16 protein-coding genes, 2 tRNA genes and 1 pseudogene are annotated in these 15355 nt (G+C 65.4%); 7 read left to right on the top strand and 12 right to left on the bottom strand.

Annotated elements, in window-relative coordinates; all coding sequences use genetic code 11:
- Positions 1-144 precede the first annotated feature (144 nt).
- Both ACR9YP_RS20335 and ACR9YP_RS20330 read right to left on the bottom strand, forming a co-directional pair.
- Complete coding sequence (locus tag ACR9YP_RS20335; RefSeq protein ID WP_438110684.1) at positions 145-348, bottom strand: hypothetical protein; 204 nt, start codon at positions 346-348, stop codon at positions 145-147.
- A gap of 26 nt (positions 349-374) precedes the next feature.
- Positions 375-560 (bottom strand): hypothetical protein, encoded by a 186-nt coding sequence (locus ACR9YP_RS20330; protein ID WP_438107430.1) that lies wholly within the window; start codon positions 558-560, stop codon positions 375-377.
- Between the two features lie 195 nt (positions 561-755).
- Between ACR9YP_RS20330 and ACR9YP_RS20325 the strand changes: the two genes are divergently transcribed.
- Positions 756-1136 (top strand): YciI family protein, encoded by a 381-nt coding sequence (locus ACR9YP_RS20325; protein ID WP_474220973.1) that lies wholly within the window; start codon positions 756-758, stop codon positions 1134-1136.
- Positions 1137-1144: 8 nt separating this feature from the next.
- Here the strand turns inward: ACR9YP_RS20325 and ACR9YP_RS20320 are convergent, their stop codons facing one another.
- The gene (locus ACR9YP_RS20320; protein WP_474220971.1) at positions 1145-1735 is read right to left on the bottom strand and encodes a TMEM175 family protein; all 591 of its coding nucleotides are present in this window, start codon (positions 1733-1735) and stop codon (positions 1145-1147) included.
- Between the two features lie 129 nt (positions 1736-1864).
- On the opposite strand from ACR9YP_RS20320, the gene ACR9YP_RS20315 reads away from it, so the two are divergent.
- Positions 1865-3922 (top strand): ATP-dependent helicase, encoded by a 2058-nt coding sequence (locus ACR9YP_RS20315; RefSeq protein WP_474220969.1) that lies wholly within the window; start codon positions 1865-1867, stop codon positions 3920-3922.
- Positions 3923-3925: 3 nt separating this feature from the next.
- On the opposite strand, the gene ACR9YP_RS20310 is transcribed toward ACR9YP_RS20315, so the two are convergent.
- Genes ACR9YP_RS20310 through ACR9YP_RS20300 form a run of 3 tightly spaced genes read right to left on the bottom strand, consistent with a single transcriptional unit; the run spans position 3926 to position 7043 of the window.
- Positions 3926-5173: a metal-dependent hydrolase family protein gene (locus tag ACR9YP_RS20310; RefSeq protein ID WP_474220968.1), complete on the bottom strand. Its 1248-nt coding sequence runs from the start codon at positions 5171-5173 to the stop codon at positions 3926-3928.
- Between the two features lie 17 nt (positions 5174-5190).
- Positions 5191-5688, bottom strand: a complete 498-nt coding sequence (locus ACR9YP_RS20305) for a GAF domain-containing protein (protein ID WP_438107424.1) — start codon at positions 5686-5688, stop codon at positions 5191-5193.
- Positions 5685-7043: an MFS transporter gene (locus ACR9YP_RS20300; RefSeq protein WP_091889325.1), complete on the bottom strand. Its 1359-nt coding sequence runs from the start codon at positions 7041-7043 to the stop codon at positions 5685-5687. The genes ACR9YP_RS20305 and ACR9YP_RS20300 overlap by 4 nt, the downstream gene beginning before the upstream one ends.
- A 112-nt stretch (positions 7044-7155) precedes the next feature.
- Here ACR9YP_RS20300 and ACR9YP_RS20295 point away from each other — a divergent pair, with 112 nt between their 5' ends.
- A complete protein-coding gene (locus tag ACR9YP_RS20295) occupies positions 7156-8079 on the top strand; it encodes a LysR family transcriptional regulator (RefSeq protein ID WP_474220967.1) in 924 nt (307 codons plus the stop codon).
- Positions 8080-8220: 141 nt separating this feature from the next.
- The gene (locus ACR9YP_RS20290; RefSeq protein ID WP_474220966.1) at positions 8221-9252 is read left to right on the top strand and encodes an LLM class flavin-dependent oxidoreductase; all 1032 of its coding nucleotides are present in this window, start codon (positions 8221-8223) and stop codon (positions 9250-9252) included.
- Positions 9253-9269: 17 nt separating this feature from the next.
- Here ACR9YP_RS20290 and rlmB read toward each other — a convergent pair whose 3' ends face one another.
- Positions 9270-10112: a 23S rRNA (guanosine(2251)-2'-O)-methyltransferase RlmB gene (gene rlmB / locus ACR9YP_RS20285; protein ID WP_165405178.1), complete on the bottom strand. Its 843-nt coding sequence runs from the start codon at positions 10110-10112 to the stop codon at positions 9270-9272.
- Positions 10113-10318: 206 nt separating this feature from the next.
- Here rlmB and ACR9YP_RS20280 point away from each other — a divergent pair.
- Positions 10319-10404: transfer RNA gene (locus ACR9YP_RS20280), tRNA-Tyr, on the top strand.
- A gap of 196 nt (positions 10405-10600) precedes the next feature.
- Here ACR9YP_RS20280 and ACR9YP_RS20275 read toward each other — a convergent pair.
- Positions 10601-11077: a hypothetical protein gene (locus ACR9YP_RS20275; RefSeq protein ID WP_438107420.1), complete on the bottom strand. Its 477-nt coding sequence runs from the start codon at positions 11075-11077 to the stop codon at positions 10601-10603.
- A gap of 43 nt (positions 11078-11120) precedes the next feature.
- The gene (locus tag ACR9YP_RS20270) at positions 11121-11606 is read right to left on the bottom strand and encodes a hypothetical protein (RefSeq protein WP_438107418.1); all 486 of its coding nucleotides are present in this window, start codon (positions 11604-11606) and stop codon (positions 11121-11123) included.
- 283 nt (positions 11607-11889) lie between these two features.
- Here ACR9YP_RS20270 and ACR9YP_RS20265 point away from each other — a divergent pair, with 283 nt between their 5' ends.
- Together ACR9YP_RS20265 and ACR9YP_RS20260 are read left to right on the top strand one after the other, a co-directional pair.
- Positions 11890-12354: a hypothetical protein gene (locus ACR9YP_RS20265; RefSeq protein WP_128933053.1), complete on the top strand. Its 465-nt coding sequence runs from the start codon at positions 11890-11892 to the stop codon at positions 12352-12354.
- Between the two features lie 177 nt (positions 12355-12531).
- Positions 12532-12606, top strand: a tRNA-Thr gene (locus tag ACR9YP_RS20260).
- 476 nt (positions 12607-13082) lie between these two features.
- Here the strand turns inward: ACR9YP_RS20260 and ACR9YP_RS20255 are convergent.
- The 3 genes and pseudogenes from ACR9YP_RS20255 to ACR9YP_RS20245 form a co-directional block, all read right to left on the bottom strand.
- A complete protein-coding gene (locus tag ACR9YP_RS20255) occupies positions 13083-13502 on the bottom strand; it encodes a GFA family protein (RefSeq protein ID WP_438107416.1) in 420 nt (139 codons plus the stop codon).
- Positions 13499-14180: pseudogene (locus ACR9YP_RS20250) on the bottom strand (class I SAM-dependent methyltransferase). The gene ACR9YP_RS20255 and the pseudogene ACR9YP_RS20250 overlap by 4 nt, the downstream one beginning before the upstream one ends.
- Before the next feature lie 75 nt (positions 14181-14255).
- Positions 14256-14975 (bottom strand): class I SAM-dependent methyltransferase, encoded by a 720-nt coding sequence (locus tag ACR9YP_RS20245; RefSeq protein WP_474220965.1) that lies wholly within the window; start codon positions 14973-14975, stop codon positions 14256-14258.
- Between the last annotated feature and the right edge of the window lie 380 nt (positions 14976-15355).

The following is a 15355-nucleotide window of genomic DNA, read 5'->3' as shown; positions in this document are numbered from 1 at the left end:
GCCCGCTAAGCTCTAGACAAAGCTTGGCATCGGGGCGCTCTCAGCCCTGGACCAGCGAGCAAGAAATCGGGCGCGACGGGGCACTCTCCGCCGCGCCTTTTCTTTTGCGATTTGTCTAATCGAGGGTCGAGACCGCCCACCGGCTCAGCTCGCGCGAAGCCGCTCGCGCAGGGCGACGGCGGCGATCAGCATGCCGACGCACCAGGCCATGACCGCGCGATGAGGTTCCTCGCCGAGGAGCACAGTGAAGATGCTCGCAAGCAAGCACGGCGCGATCGCCTTGCCGGTCCGGCTCGCCAGCGAGAGCAGGAACGGCATCGCCGCAATCGATATTTGCAGCACGGCCATGTTGAACCACGGTCTCATCGACGGCTTTAGAAGCCGCAGATGTTGAACGCACGCGGGCGTTTGCCGCGCCGGCTCTCCACGATCCGCTCGCCGCCGTTCTCGGCCGAGCTGCCGTAATAGCGGTGATGGCCGGCCTGGTCGTGCAGATCGGCCGGCTCCGATTGCCCCGCCCGACGCGCGTCGCAGATGATCTTGATGGTGTGACCCGACATAGCCGCCTCCAGCAATAACCTTGTTGTTTGTGGTCATCAGTCGCAACCGCTTCCGGCGGCGTTCACACGGCACGGCCGCAATCGGGTTTCAGGACGGTTTCGTCGCTTGCCGGCCGCGCAATATTTTGCTTCGGGATTGTCGGCACGGGCTGCCGTGCTACGTCCTTGGGGCTTGCGTAGAAAAAAGAGGTGACGATGCTGTACGCCATCCTGGCCTATCACGTGGAAGACGAGGTCTTGTCCTGGACGCCCGAGGAGGACGCCGCGGTCGTCGCCAAAGTCATCGAGGTTCAGGCGCCCCTGAGGGCGAGCGGACAGTTTGGGCCGGCAGCCCGTCTGGACGAGACCCGAAAGGCCCGCACCTTGCGGGGCCCCGGTGCGGGCATGGTGCTGGACGGCCCATTTGCCGAGACCAAGGAGCAGCTTCTGGGCTTTCACCTGATGGAATGCGCCAGCGAGGATGAGGCGATCGCGGCGGCGCGGAAGCTGCGTGCGGTCAACCCGACGGCAGTCTACGAAATCCGTCCGGTCAAGCTTTACGTGCCGGCCGCCGGGTTCGGCGCGACATCGGGGTGAGTGCTGCCTTACGCGTCCGGCGCGGCTCGCGCGATGGTGAAGCGCTGGATCACGAGCCCGCCAAAGGCGATGAACCACACGAAGGGCGCGACATGCGGCGCGAACGCGGCAACGATCGTGCCCGGAATGAACACGAGCAGCGGAAACATCGAGGCCATGATCTCGTGACGCCAGCCGCCGAGGATGGTCCACCACAGCCAGGCATTGAGGCCGGCGATCGCGGTCAGGTGCAGGCCGTAGAGCACCGCCACCGCGTTGCTCATGCCATAATTGGTGTAGAGACCGTTGGTCACCGGCAGCAGCACGATCGAGAGCAGGAAGAACAAATTCAGGATCACCGCGCCGCGGCTGCCGACCGGCTGGCGCGCCAGGCGCCGGTGATGGCTGATCCAGAACACGCCGGCGATGATGAAGCTGAGCGCAAAGCCGGCGAGCTTGCCGGAATAGACATGGGCAAGATCGCTCCAGCCGGGCGCACTGGTGAACACCGCGGCCTTGGGCAGGTCGTAGGCGAGCAGCGTCATGGCGACACCAAAAATGGTGTTGCTGAGCGATTCCAGCCGCCGCATCTCGAACTGGTCGGGCTTGAGCTCGGTCATGCCAGGGACGCGTTTCTCGGGCTGGAACTTCGGGCCGTCTTTCCCCCTAAATCCTAAACCCGGTTTCGTCCAGCTGCATTGCGATTCGCGACGGGATCGCCGACTCTCCCCCTTTCACCGGGGCGATTCGTGGCGACATATCTGGACACGCTCAATGCGGAGCAGCGCCGCGCCGTCGAGCATGGCGTGGCCGAAGGCGCGACCGTGGGCGCCCCGCTGCTCGTCATTGCCGGCGCCGGCTCCGGCAAGACCAACACGCTCGCCCACCGCGTCGCGCATCTGATCGTCGCCGGCGCCGATCCGCGCCGCATCCTGTTGATGACGTTCTCCCGCCGCGCCGCGGCCGAGATGGCCGGCCGCGTGGAACGCATCGCCCGAAAAGTGCTGGGCGAGAACAACGCCGCGATCATGCGCGATGCGCTCACCTGGGCCGGCACCTTCCACGGCATCGGCGCGCGGCTCTTGCGCGAATATGCAGAGCGCATCGGCGTCGATCCCGCCTTCACCATCCACGACCGCGAGGACTCCGCCGACCTGATGAACCTGGTCCGGCACGAGCGCGGGTTGTCGAAGACCGAGAGCCGCTTCCCCGCCAAGGGCACGTGCCTGTCGATCTACTCGCGCTGCGTCAATGCCGAGATGGAGATCGAGAAGGTGTTAGGGGTGCACTATCCCTGGTGCGCCGGTTGGGCCGCCGAGCTGAAAGGCCTGTTCGCGGCTTATGTCGAGGCCAAGCAGGCCCAGCACGTGCTCGATTACGACGATCTTCTCCTCTACTGGTCGCAGATGATGAGCGATGCGCTGATCGCGGAAGAGATCGGCGGCCGCTTCGATCACGTGCTGGTCGACGAATACCAGGACACCAACCGCCTGCAATCCTCGATCCTGCTGGCGCTGAAACCTGATGGCCGCGGGCTCACCGTGGTCGGCGACGACGCGCAGTCGATCTATTCGTTCCGCGCCGCCACCGTGCGCAACATCCTGGATTTTCCGCAGAGCTTCTCGCCCCGCGCCGAGATGATCACGCTCGACCGCAACTACCGCTCGACCCAAGCGGTGCTGGCGGCAGCCAACGGCGTCATCGGCCTTGCGCGTGAGCGCTTCACCAAGAACCTCTGGACCGACCGCACCTCGTCGCACAAGCCGCAGCTCGTCACCGTGCACGACGAGGCCGACCAAGCCCGCTACATCGTCGAACAGGTGCTCGCCAATCGCGAGCAAGGCGCGCTCTTGAAGCACCAGGCGGTGCTGTTCCGAACTTCCTCGCATTCCGGCCCGCTGGAGATCGAGCTGACCCGCCGCAACATCCCCTTCGTCAAGTTCGGCGGGCTGAAATTCCTCGACGCAGCTCACGTCAAGGACGTGCTGGCCCTCTTGCGCTTCGCGGAAAATCCGCGCGACCGCGTCGCGGGTTTCCGCATCCTCCATCTGTTGCCGGGCATCGGACCCGCCACCGCGCAGCGCGTGCTCGACCAGATGGCGGAAAGCACCGATCCGCTCGCCGCGCTCGGCCTGCTCCCGGCGCCAGCTCGCGCCGGCGTTGATTGGACCGACTTCGTCCGCACGACCCAGAATTTGCGCTACTCGGAATGGCCTGTTGATCTCGAACGCGTGCGGCTGTGGTACGAGCCGCATCTCGACCGCATCCACGAGGACGCCGAGACGCGGCGCGCCGATTTGATGCAGCTCGAGCAGATCGCGAGCGGCTATGCCTCGCGCGAGAAATTTTTGACCGAGCTCACGCTCGATCCCCCGGATGCGACCAGCGACAAATCCGGTCCGCCCTTGCGCGACGAGGACTACCTGATCCTCTCCACCATCCATTCCGCCAAGGGCCAGGAATGGAAGTCGGTGTTCGTGCTCAACGTCGTCGATGGCTGCATGCCGTCCGACCTCGGCGCCGGCACCAGCGCCGAGCTCGAGGAGGAGCGCCGCCTGCTCTATGTCGCGATGACGCGCGCCAAGGACGATCTCCACCTCGTCGTTCCTCAGCGCTTCTTCGTCCACGGCCAGGCCGCCAAGGGTGACCGCCACGTCTACGCCTCGCGCACCCGCTTCATCCCGGAGCAGCTGGTCTATCTGTTCGAGCGCACCGCCTGGCCGAAGGCCGCTGCCGGCGCGGCCCGCACCGCGGCGCAGGGCCCGAAGATCGATATCGGGGCGAGGATGCGCGGGATGTGGCGGTAGTGGTTACGCGTTCAGCCTGTCGAACTGGACCTTGCCCGCCTTCATCACCATCGGAATGTACTCGCCCTGGCCGAGCAGGCAGGAAACGTCGCGCAGCGGATTGCCGTCGACCACCAGCAGGTCCGCGATGGCCTCGGGCACGATCCGGCCGAGCTTGCCCTCCATGCCGAGCACCTCGGCGCCGATCAAGGTCGCGCTGGCGATGGTGGCGCGCGGCCCGAGTATCTCGGCGCGGATGCGGAATTCGTCGCTCTGGAGACGCTGGGACGGTCCCAGCAAGTCGCTGCCGAACCCCATCTTCACGCCGGCATCGCGGTAGACCGCGAGCGAACGCAGACCGGCGTCGCGAACATCGGCGATCTTGGCCACGCTCTCGGGCGGCAAACCGTATTGGGCGCCCTCGTTCGCCAGCGCCTCATAGGTGACGAGCGTCGGCACCACATAGGCGCCCTTCTCGGCCATCAAGCTCGCGGTCGGAGCATCGACCAGATTGCCATGTTCGATCGTGCGCACGCCGCAGCGAACGGCGCGCGCGATGGCAGCAGCGGTGTAGGCATGGGCCAGCACATAGGTCTGGCGCCCGCGCGCCTCCTCGACGATGGCGCGGATCTCGTCCTCGGAGTAACCGAAGGCGCCGACCGGATCGGTTGGCGAGGCGACGCCGCCCGACGCCATGATCTTGATCTGGTCGGCTCCCATCTGCAGCTCCTCGCGCGCCGCCTTGCGCACGCCGTCGACGCCGTCGGCAACGCGTGCCAGCGCGCCGACACGTACGCAGCAGGGACACGGCGCGTCGCTGGCGAGGTAGTCCGAGCGCGCCCGCATGTCGCCGTGGCCGCCGGTCTGGCTCAGCGCGCGGCCGGAGACGAACAGCCGCGGGCCGTCGGTCAGGCCGGTCTCGATCGCCTGTTTCAGCGCATGGCCGGCGCCGCCGGCGTCGCGGACGGTGGTGAAGCCCCGCCGGAGCATGCCCCGCAGCAGTAGCGTCGAACGCAGCGTCACCAGCACGTTCGGCATGTGCACCTGCTGCGCCAAGTTGAGCTCGACCGCTACCGCATGAACGTGCAGGTCGATCAGGCCGGGCATCAACGTCTTGCCCTTCAGGTCGATCGTCCGATCGGCCGAGGCCTGGAGCGGCCGGTCGGAGACCTCCTTGATCAGATTGTCCTCGACCAGCACGTGATGTCCCTCCAACAGGTCCGGCTGGAGTGGATCAAGCAGTGCGGCATTCTTGAAGAGGGTGCTGGGCATGGTCGTTTCCTGTCTGGTCAGGACTGTATGAGCAGCGCGGGCAGCGCGAGCTGGGCAAAGGGAAGGCACGCCGCGATGTCGTCCGCGCCGTACCAGGCTTCCTCGTGCAGCAGGTTGAGCGAGCCGAGCGTGCGCCCGCGCCAGCGCACGGGCATGTTGAGCACGCTCTCGCAGCCGAGCGACGCGATCAGCTCGTGGTCGGGAAAGACGTTGCGCAAATCATCCTGCGTGCGGCCGATATAGGCCTCGCCGCGATCGAGAACGGCCTCGGTCCACGGGCCCGGCGCCAGGCGCTTGCGTTCACCGGTCGGATACGGGCCGGGGAGATTGGAATAGACCCGCGCTGCTTCGCCGCTGTCGCCGTCATAGGTCAGGATCGTGAACAGCTTGTGCCCAATCGACGATTTCAACGCGTCGTCCAGCGCCGAGAACAGGGCATTCGGCTGCTCCACCCTGCCCTGCGCGGCCGCCACATTGCAGAGCAGCGGATCGGCCTGGCGTCTCGCCTTCCTCATGCGACTTCACCCGCCGCAATCTCTTCCAACGAGCGGCCCCGCGTCCGCACGCCCATCAGGACGACGGTCAGCGCGCCGATCAGCAGAACGCTGGTGGTGATGCCGAACACGCCGGCAAAGCCGAAATTGGGATAGAGATAGCCGACCAGGATCGGCGAGACGATCGCGCCAATGCGGCCGATCGCGGAGGCGAGGCCGGCGCCTGTGGTCCTGACCGGCGTCGGAAACACTTCCGCCGTATAGGCATAGACGCCCGCATAGGTGCCGTTCATGAAGAACGACAGGCAGATGCCCGCGAGCATGATCTGCTGGTCGCTGTGCGCGAACGCGAGTCCGAGCGCGCTGGCGCCGCCGAGCACCATGTAGGACGCGATCGTCGCCTGCCGGCCAACGCGCTCGTTGAACCAGGCGGCGCTGAAATAGCCGGGTATCTGCGCGCAATAGATCGCGATCGAATAGGCGAAGCTCTTGGTGATGCTCATGCCGTTCTGGACCAGAAGGCCGGGAATCCAGACGAAGAAGGAATAATAGCTGAAGGTGATCGCCAGCCACATGATCCAGGTCATGATGGTGATGCGCGCCTGGCGGCCGGCGAGCAGCGCGGCGAAATTGGCCAGCAGCGTTCCCCCGGCGACGGGCGGACTGACCGCATCGACAACCGGCTGCGACAGCGCGTGACCCTCACGGGCGAAGCCGGCTTCGATCCTGTCCAGCACGGCTTCGGCTTCCTTGCTCCTGCCCCGGCTTTCCAGCCAGCGTGGCGATTCCGGCAGCGCCCTGCGCCACCACAACAGCATGACGACCGGCACGGCGGTGATCACCAGCACGATGCGCCAGCCGTTCTCATAGGCGGGAACGATGAAGTAGCCGAGCAAGGCCGCCGCGACGAAACCGAAGGAGAAGAAGCCGGCCAGCGCGCCGGTGAAGCTGCCGCGGAAGCGCCGCGCGACGAACTCGGCGAGATAGGGCGCGATGATCGCGCTCTCGGCACCGGTGCCCATGCCGGCGACGACGCGGGCGGCGAAGAAGGATGGCCATGTGTCGACCGCCGCGCTCACGATCGATGCCGCGCAATAGAGCGCCAGCGCCGACATCATCACCGCCCGGCGGCCTATCAGGTCGCCCAGCGTGCCCGCCAGCAACGCGCCGAACAGGAAGCCGATATAGGTGCTGCTGCCGAGCACGCCGATCTCGACGCTCGACAAATTCCAGGCGGTGCGCAGCACCGGCAGGATGAACGCGAGCACGGCCGCGTCCATCGCATCGAACATGTAGCCGAGCCCGCCCATCAACAGCAGATGCGTGTGGAAGCGCGCGAATGGAAGGCGCTCGATGCGCGCCGATATCATCGACATGAAAGTCCCCCTCGATTGTCACGGGCCCGGCGCGCCGCTCGGGAGGGGACCATAGACAAAGTGACATTATCGTCATAATTTATAATTATGATTTGATATATCACTGCGGTGAATGTTCGTGTCGTTCCGCGCGCTCGACCTCAACCTCCTGAAAGTCTTCGAGGCGCTGATGACCGAGGGCAGCGTCACGCGCGCTGCAAATGCGTTGCGGATGACCCAGCCCGCGGTCAGCAACGCGCTCGCGCGGCTGCGCGACGCGCTCGGCGATCCCCTGTTCGTGCGAGCCGGCACCGGCATCCGCCCGACCCAGCGCGCCGTGGTGCTGTGGGAGCCGATCGGCGAGGCCCTGGAAAGCGTGCGCGGTGCGCTCGACGAGCAGGTGTTCGATCCTGCACGTACACAGACCGAATTCAGCCTGTCGATGTCGGACTACATCTCCTCGCTGGTGATGCCGAACCTGCTCGGCCATCTCGGCAAGGTTGCGCCGAAATCGCGCGTCCATACCGTGCCCAATACTGTCGTCGAGATCGCCGACCAGCTCGAGGACAACAGGGTCGATTGCGTGCTCAGCGTCTATGTCAACGAAGCGCAGCAGCCGGCCGCCATCCGCTCGCGCTCGCTTTGGACGGTCGACTATGCCTGCTTCATGCGGCGCGGCCATCCGCTCGCGGCCCAGAAACGGCTGAGCACGCGGACCTTCCTCAACGCGGGGCACGTCGATGTGAGTCTCGCCGGCAAGACCTTGCCGTCCTACGATCTCTTCCTGGCCTCGCGTGGCCTATCGCGCAACCTGGTCGCAACCGTCAATCACTACAGTGCCGCCTACGAGGTCGTCCGGCAGTCCGACCTGATTGCCGTGCTGCCGAGCGACCTGCGCTCGCAATCCCGGCACGCACCGTTCCTGCACGCCACGCCGCTTCCGCTTCGCGCGCCGCCGCGCATCGTCAGCCTGTTCTGGCACCAGCGCAACGACACCGTGCCGGCGCAACGCTGGCTACGCGAGACGCTGGTCGGGATGTTCGCCGAGGCCGACTGAACACGCACCTAACACCCTCCAAAAAGGAAACGGTGCGTTTCTCGAAGCAGCATTGTTGCGCTGGCATTAGCGGCCTAGCTCCACCGCAAACGATCCCTCCCTCAATGACAGGCGCCTGTTGCGCCCGCAGAGACCTCATCGATGACCGCACCGCTCGAATTTGGACTGGATACCTTTGGCGACGTCACCAAGGACGCCGCCGGCGCGATGCTTTCGCATGCGCAGGTGATCCGCAACATTGTCGATGAAGCCGTGCTGGCCGACGAGCTCGGTCTCGACTTCATCGGCCTCGGCGAACACCATCGCGCCGATTTTGCGATCTCCTCCCCCGAGACCGTGCTCGCGGCCATCGCATCGCGCACCAAGCGCATCCATCTCGGCTCTGCGGTGACGGTACTGAGCTCGGACGATCCGATCCGCGTGTTCCAGCGCTTTGCGACGGTGGATGCGCTCTCGAACGGGCGCGCCGAGGTGATCCTCGGCCGCGGCTCGTTCACCGAATCCTTCCCGCTGTTCGGCTTCGACCTGCGCAAATACGAAGAGCTGTTCGAGGAGAAGCTCGACCTGTTCGCCGCGCTCTTGTCGCAGCAGCCGGTGACCTGGGAAGGTAAGCTGCGTCCGCCGCTACGGGATCAGTTGGTCTATCCGCCGGTCGAGAACGGCACGCTGAAAACCTGGATCGGCGTCGGCGGCAGCCCGCAATCGGTGGTGCGCGCCGCGCATTACGACCTGCCCCTGATGCTCGCGATCATCGGCGGCGATCCCGCGCGCTTTGCGCCCTACGTCGAGCTCTATCACCGCGCGTCTAGGGAGTTCGGCCGCCCGGCACAGCCGATCGGTGTGCATTCCCCCGGCTATGTCGCCGAGACCGACGAACAGGCGCGTGAAGAGTTGTGGCCCGATTACAAGGCCATGCGCGATCGCATCGGCAAGGAACGCGGCTGGCCGCCGATGGGCCGCGACGAGTTCGTCAGCGAAGCCGAGCACGGCTCGCTCTATGTCGGCTCGCCCGAGACCGTTGCGCGCAAGATCGCCAAGACTGCAAAGGCGCTTGGCATCTCGCGTTTCCAGCTGAAGTATTCGGCGGGGCCATTGCCGCACGAGAAGCTGATGCGCAGCATCGAGCTTTACGGGCGCAAGGTCGTGCCGATGGTGCGAGAGATGATCGCGTAAAATCTGCCTTCAGTCGTCTACGACCTCGCGCCCTGCTTCATCAGCCCGAGCCTGCTTGCGCCGACATAGAGCGAGAGCACGGCGGCATTGGAGACGTTGAGGCTCTTGATCTCGCCGGGCATGTCGAGCCGCGCCACCACGCTACAGGTCTCGCGGGTCAGCTGCCTGAGGCCCTTGCCTTCGGCCCCTAACACCAGCGCCAGCGGCTCACGCAGCGCGACGTCGCTGAGATCTTCGCTGCCCTCGCTGTCGAGCCCGACGGTCTGAAAGCCGCGCTCGTTCAGCGCGGTGAGCGCGCGGGCGAGGTTTTGTACGGTGATGAGCGGCACGAGCTCGAGCGCACCGGAGGCTGCCTTCGCGAGCACGCCGGTGGCTTCCGGACTGTGACGCGCGGTGGTGACGATCGCCTTCACCGCAAAGGCCGCGGCGGAGCGTAAGATCGCGCCGACATTGTGTGGATCGGTGATCTGGTCGAGCACTAGCACCATGCCTTCCTGCTTCAAGGTCTCGATATCAGGCGAAGGCAGCGGATCGGCTTCCGCGAGGAGGCCCTGATGCACGGCGTCTGGCGACAGCAGACGGTCGATCTCCTGGGGCCGGACGATCTCTGGCGCGATGCGGGTTGCGATGTTTTCGTCCGCGAGCCGCCTTGCGGCGTTCTCGGTCAGCGTCAGCTTGCGGATCCGCCGCTGCGGGTTGGCGAGCGCCATCGTGACGGTGTGCCAGCCATAGAGGATGACCGGCCCGTCGGGGTGCGAATCGCGGTCGCGCCAGGCCGGGCGGCCGGCCGATTTCCCGGGCCTGTTGAAGGGCTTAGCCCCGCCGCGAGCCCCCTTGGGGCCGAATTTTCGATCCTTCATGGGCTCGCTTGTGTCACGGGTCCCCGAATATGGCAATTTCGGTGCCTTCAGGGCGATTTTAGCTGTTCGCCTCGGTTGACTTTGCCCCACTGCTTCGCCCATAAACGCGCCCGGTCGCGCCCCGATCCGGGTTGTCGCGGCCTTCACGTTCCATGGCCGTCTTCGGTCCGCCGGCAAGGTCCGGCCCGATTGTGCTGCCGTCGAGCGGGGGAGTGTCCCGAGTGGCAAAGGGAGCTGACTGTAAATCAGCCGCCTCATGGCTTCGCAGGTTCGAGTCCTGCCTCCCCCACCAGCCTTCGCTCGCTTCGCGAACTTCGGCTGGGCAAGCCAACCTAGAACTTCATTATGCGAAGCGAGCGAAGGCTGCCACGCCGTAGCAGGCGGGCTGACGGCCAAAAGCGCCGATCGCCACTACGTTCACACCAAAAAAGCAGAACGCCCGTCCGCATCACGCGAACGGGCGCCTCGTCGGCTGAACCGATCAGAGATCAGTAATAGCGGCGCAGCACGCGATGGCCGCCGTAATACGGTGCGTGGCGATGAGCGTAGCCGTAGCGCGGACCGTAGCCGTAGTGCACGCGCGGCAGATAGCCGTAGCGAGGGCCATAGCCGTAGCGATACGGACGATAGTACGGGCGGTGATAGCGATAAGCGGCACGATAGCCGTAACCATAGCCATAATTGGCGGGCACGACGACCGCGTCTTCACGATAGGTCGGATACGGCGCGAAGGCGCCCGGCCCGGTGTAGGTCGGACCCTGGTTGACGTAATAATACTGCGTGGTCGGCTCGGCGAGGCGCTCATATGCTCCATAGCCATAGCCATAGCCGCCGCAGCCGGTGTTGCAGCCGGAATAGACCGGCGCAACCGGCGCGCACGTGGTGAAGCCGCAGGCCGCGGCGGGCGCGGTAGCGACGAACATCACGGCAGCCGCCGCGACCAGTCCCGAAATCATCTGACGCATTACTCTCTCCTGTTGATTTCCGTTTTGTGGCTTTTCACGTTTGCTAACCCGGCGGCTTGCCGGGGATCTCTGTATGCGGCCGTGGCCGAGGGCGCCGAGGATGGTCGTTGATCTCGGGCGCGAGGATCACCGGCGGCGGATCGACGGGCACGTCCATCTGCGGCGGCAGCGGCGCGGACGACGCGCCCCAGCTCTGGTGGTAGCTCTCGGCTGGCTTCGGCAATTTGCGGTTCGCGGGCGGCTCGACCTCGAGCCGGCCGTAGCCGGGCCGCAGGCCCAGCGTCGGATAATAGTGGCCGACGTCGTCGGGCTGCCGCTCGGCGATATAGCGCCCGCCATAGATCGTCGGCTGCACCTGCTGGTTCTTGCCGAGGCCCCAGACGCCCTCGACGACGCTATAGGACGCGTCGATGTTGTTGATGATGATCGGCACGCCGGGACGGCCGGGAACGACGATATCGAAGCCGCCGTCGGCAAGCGCCGTCGCAGGCAGTCCGATCAAAAAGGCAGCGAGCGCCGCAGCGCGCATGAGAGGCCCCCGGTTATCCGGCGACAACCTATCCGATAGCGACGCAGAGAGGGTTAAGGCCCGCTCACCAATTTCCGGTAAGCCTAATGTGCAAGGATTGCGCGCTGCTCAAATGCTGCAAAGCGCACTAGCGAAGCGTTAACGGCATCGAGCGCACCGACCGGAACCACCCGTATGCTCACATCCGTTTGACCGTCCAGCTGCGAAAATCGACCGGTTTCACCGGAACGTCCGGCGCGCTCGGCATTTAGCCCCCGTTCAACCACAACGGGAGCCAACAATCATGAACATCAAACTCCTCGGCGCCGTCGCGATCGCGACCACCACTCTCGCGGGCCCCGCGATGGCACAGGCGGTGGTCAACAATCCTGCCCGCTGCTCGGCCCAGTTCCCGAATGCCAACTGCCAGAACCTCGGACCGGGAAACCCGTACACCGACAGGGGTTATCGCCATCGCCGCATGTCCTATCGGCAGACCAACAGCGGCGACTGGAATAACGATTGGAACAGGAGCCGCACCGGCTTCTGGCCGACCGATGTCGCGGCGGGCGTAGCCGGTGCTGCGATCGGCACCGCGGGCGCGATCGCAACCGCTCCGTTCCGCGCCTGGGACAATTCCTACGCCTACGATCGTTCGTGGGACAATCGCGGCTGGGACACCCGCACCTATGCCCAGCGTAACGGCTTCGTCTGCACGCCCGGCACCTGGTTCAAGGGCGACGACGGCCGCCGGCACATCTGCCAGTAAGCGGCTCACATTGAACGCGACCCATCAGGCGGCCCGCAAGGCCGCCTGATTCATGTCTTGCGACGACGATCGCGGTTCTGGCACTTTCCGACCAAGTCTGATATTGCGGCGCGCAAGGGTGGACGGCCGGGTGGACGGCCCCGGCATGTGCCGGCCCTGCCCGCTTTCTCAGGCGTCGCCGGCTTAGCTCAGCGGTAGAGCAGCGGTTTTGTAAACCGAAGGTCGGGGGTTCAATCCCCTCAGCCGGCACCATTGGTTTAGCCGACACCGCGTCGTGGCCTGACGTGCTATGTCGAACCTGCAATCGACCCGGGCGGCAAAGCTTCCACCGCCCTCCGCGACCGCGGATCGAAGCCTGTCAATTGCCACGGCTCCTTATTCATCGGCGACCACCGCAAGAACTAAACCATCGGTTTGCCGTTATCCTTGAGCTATAGAGCCGTCTCGCGGAGGTCTAGCGATGGACCCGAATGATCGGGTAGCCTTAGCCCTATCCGCTGTCGCCTTGGCCATCGCCATTGTGGTTGCATCGACAGTCACGTTAGAGCGCGTCAATACCCGTACCGCCAGCAACGACGCACCTCCCGGAACGGTAGGACTCGCCAGGCCTCACCCGCCACTGGACCGTGCTCCCGGTGAACCGATACAGACGTCAGGAGCGTCGTCCAACGCAAGTCATCGGCAGCGTCCTTGACCGAACACCGGCCGCGCCGGCACCTGCCTGTGCCTCAGCTTGAACTCTTGCGCGCACTGCCCTGTTCGAAGTGCGCGACGCCGGCGCCACCGATCTCGACCCAGGCATGTTTCGATTGCTCGAACACCGATCTGACGGGCGCCGGAAAATCCGGATCCGCGATGGCGCCGACGGCAACGCCGATCATGTCAGGCAGATTGTCAGCCTTCCAGCAGACCGTCGAGCCGCAGTCGGCGCAGAAAAAGAAGCGGACCTCGCCGCCGCTTGCGGCGGCGCGAGCGTACTGCTTAGGCGCGCCGGAGATCGTGACGTCTTCGACAGGGTAGAACGCACCGACGCCGAACGGCGCTCCGGTTCGCCGCTGGCAGTCGATGCAATGACAGGCCGCGACCAGCCTGGTCGGTCCCGGGAGCGAAAGTGAAACAGCACCGCAACTGCATCTGGCATCGATCATCGGACATCCTCCAGCCGCCAGAGCCCGAGGCTCTTGTCGCGCCAGCCGCCACCGCCCTCCTCGCAACGCTCGTTGATCAGCGCGTGCGGCGCCGGCCAGTCGAACGGCGGCTTCTCCATGTTCAGCGCCCGCCAGTCGCCGTCCTCGCAATCGCGATTTGCATCCCATTCCGGAAAGGTGGTGGCCAGCAGGAAGCGCGCGCCGCTCTCCCGGAATCGCGCGAGGGCGCGATCGATATTCGCAAAGCTCAGATGCACCAGACAGGCAGAGAATGACATCCGCACGCGGCAGTGCATCGCGCGTGATGTCGGCAACGAGAAACCGGCCCGACGACCCGCCGCCTGCCACACGCCGGCGGTTGGCCTCGATCAGCGACGGCACGATGTCGATACCGATGTAATCGACATCGAGCTTCAGGCGGCCGATCCAACCGGCATCGCCCCAGGGCGCATCGAGCAGCGAGCGCGCGCCGAGCCGTTGCAGCAATGGAGCAAGCGCCTCCCGGATCGCGGCGGTCGCGGGATCCTCCGAGCCGAGGCCCGACACCGAAGCCGCCGCGCCCCACAGGTTGGTCCGCTCGATCCGCTCGAACCGGGCGGCCAGATCGAGGCCGGCGAAATTCTCGCGGTCGGCGAGGAAACGTTCGTGAGCGAGCATGGGAGGACGATTGGAGATCATCGGACTGGGCTCAAATCAAGTCGCGAGCCCAGTGTACAGGCGATCCGTCGCCTCCGGAATCGCCTGTCTTTTCGCTCAGGCCGGCTTCTGCCACTCCATGACGTGGAAGAAGGGCACGCGGCGATGACGGGCAACCTGCTCGGGACTGCCGCCTGTTGGCTGCGGCTCGACGAACAGGCGCAACTGGAGACCGTGATCGAGCAACAGCGTCATGTAGGTGCTGAGCGGACGATGCCAGTTCCGGATCCGGATGCCGTGCCAAGCGGCCCAGATCGGCCGCTCCTGCATATAGTGGTCGATCGCGAAGCGCCACGGGCCCTCGCCATCACGCGTCCAACCGTCCGGCTGGCCAGCGGTGTTGAAGCTCGTCAGGTTGGCGATCAGTAGCGTGCCGCCCGGGCGCAGCACCGCCACCATCCTGGCGATCGCCGCACCGAGATCGGGCATGTCGATCAGACTGAGATAGCTGACGACCAGGTCGAAGCTCGCATCGAGCTCCATCGTCTCGGCGCGGCCGAGCCGATAGTCGCCATCCGGGTCCAGCTCGCGGGCGCGCGTGAGCAGCGCCTCGGTCGGATCGATGCCGGTGGTACGGATGCCGGCGCGCTGCATGATGCGGCAAAAGCGCCCTTCCCCACAGCCGACATCGAGCGCATTGCGAAAGCCGCGCCCTTCGATGCGCTCTCTCATCGGCGCGTCCAGCACGAAGCGGCGACCATAGTCGCCATCTTGCCCCTGCTCGACGATCCAGGCGGCCGCGGACGCGGCCCAGCCGTCGCTGACGTCCTCGTTCATAGGCAGACCTACAGGAATGGAGGTTGGCCGCGCGCAGCGCGGGCGCAGTTACTGAGCACAGATTGGATCAGAGTTCAACATGAGGTAGCATGCGCATACGATGCGTTCCATCACGCTCAAAGAGAAAGCCAGGATCGCCGCCGGTGCGGTTACGGCCATCGTGATGACGGCCGTGCTGTTTGCAATCGCAATGGGGTTTCTGCTGGCGCTATAGATGATGGCATCGGCACCGCGGGCATACGCCGCCGCCCAAGCTCACCCGGCGCACACGGCCCGCCGGAATTTTCGGACTTCAGCTAGTCGCCATCGCTTGGCAGCGTTGGGCGGACTTATAGGCGGCGGCTCCAATAGGGTCTAATCGGAACCAAAGACGTGCGTCA

This window comes from Bradyrhizobium sp. BR14999 (assembly GCF_056106085.1).
This window is presented reverse-complemented; position numbering and strand designations above follow the sequence as displayed.

Excerpts from the sequence above, each read along its gene's own strand:
- ACR9YP_RS20305 (WP_438107424.1), bottom strand. The coding sequence starts at position 5,688 with ATGAGGAAGGCGAGACGCCAGGCCGATCCGCTGCTCTGCAATGTGGCG.
- ACR9YP_RS20290 (WP_474220966.1), top strand. The coding sequence starts at position 8,221 with ATGACCGCACCGCTCGAATTTGGACTGGATACCTTTGGCGACGTCACC.
- ACR9YP_RS20320 (WP_474220971.1), bottom strand. The coding sequence starts at position 1,735 with ATGACCGAGCTCAAGCCCGACCAGTTCGAGATGCGGCGGCTGGAATCG.
- ACR9YP_RS20270 (WP_438107418.1), bottom strand. The coding sequence starts at position 11,606 with ATGCGCGCTGCGGCGCTCGCTGCCTTTTTGATCGGACTGCCTGCGACG.
- ACR9YP_RS20265 (WP_128933053.1), top strand. The coding sequence starts at position 11,890 with ATGAACATCAAACTCCTCGGCGCCGTCGCGATCGCGACCACCACTCTC.
- ACR9YP_RS20275 (WP_438107420.1), bottom strand. The coding sequence starts at position 11,077 with ATGCGTCAGATGATTTCGGGACTGGTCGCGGCGGCTGCCGTGATGTTC.
- ACR9YP_RS20245 (WP_474220965.1), bottom strand. The coding sequence starts at position 14,975 with ATGAACGAGGACGTCAGCGACGGCTGGGCCGCGTCCGCGGCCGCCTGG.
- ACR9YP_RS20300 (WP_091889325.1), bottom strand. The coding sequence starts at position 7,043 with ATGTCGATGATATCGGCGCGCATCGAGCGCCTTCCATTCGCGCGCTTC.
- ACR9YP_RS20335 (WP_438110684.1), bottom strand. The coding sequence starts at position 348 with ATGGCCGTGCTGCAAATATCGATTGCGGCGATGCCGTTCCTGCTCTCG.
- ACR9YP_RS20325 (WP_474220973.1), top strand. The coding sequence starts at position 756 with ATGCTGTACGCCATCCTGGCCTATCACGTGGAAGACGAGGTCTTGTCC.
- ACR9YP_RS20255 (WP_438107416.1), bottom strand. The coding sequence starts at position 13,502 with ATGATCGATGCCAGATGCAGTTGCGGTGCTGTTTCACTTTCGCTCCCG.
- rlmB (WP_165405178.1), bottom strand. The coding sequence starts at position 10,112 with ATGAAGGATCGAAAATTCGGCCCCAAGGGGGCTCGCGGCGGGGCTAAG.
- ACR9YP_RS20330 (WP_438107430.1), bottom strand. The coding sequence starts at position 560 with ATGTCGGGTCACACCATCAAGATCATCTGCGACGCGCGTCGGGCGGGG.
- ACR9YP_RS20295 (WP_474220967.1), top strand. The coding sequence starts at position 7,156 with ATGTTCGTGTCGTTCCGCGCGCTCGACCTCAACCTCCTGAAAGTCTTC.
- ACR9YP_RS20310 (WP_474220968.1), bottom strand. The coding sequence starts at position 5,173 with ATGCCCAGCACCCTCTTCAAGAATGCCGCACTGCTTGATCCACTCCAG.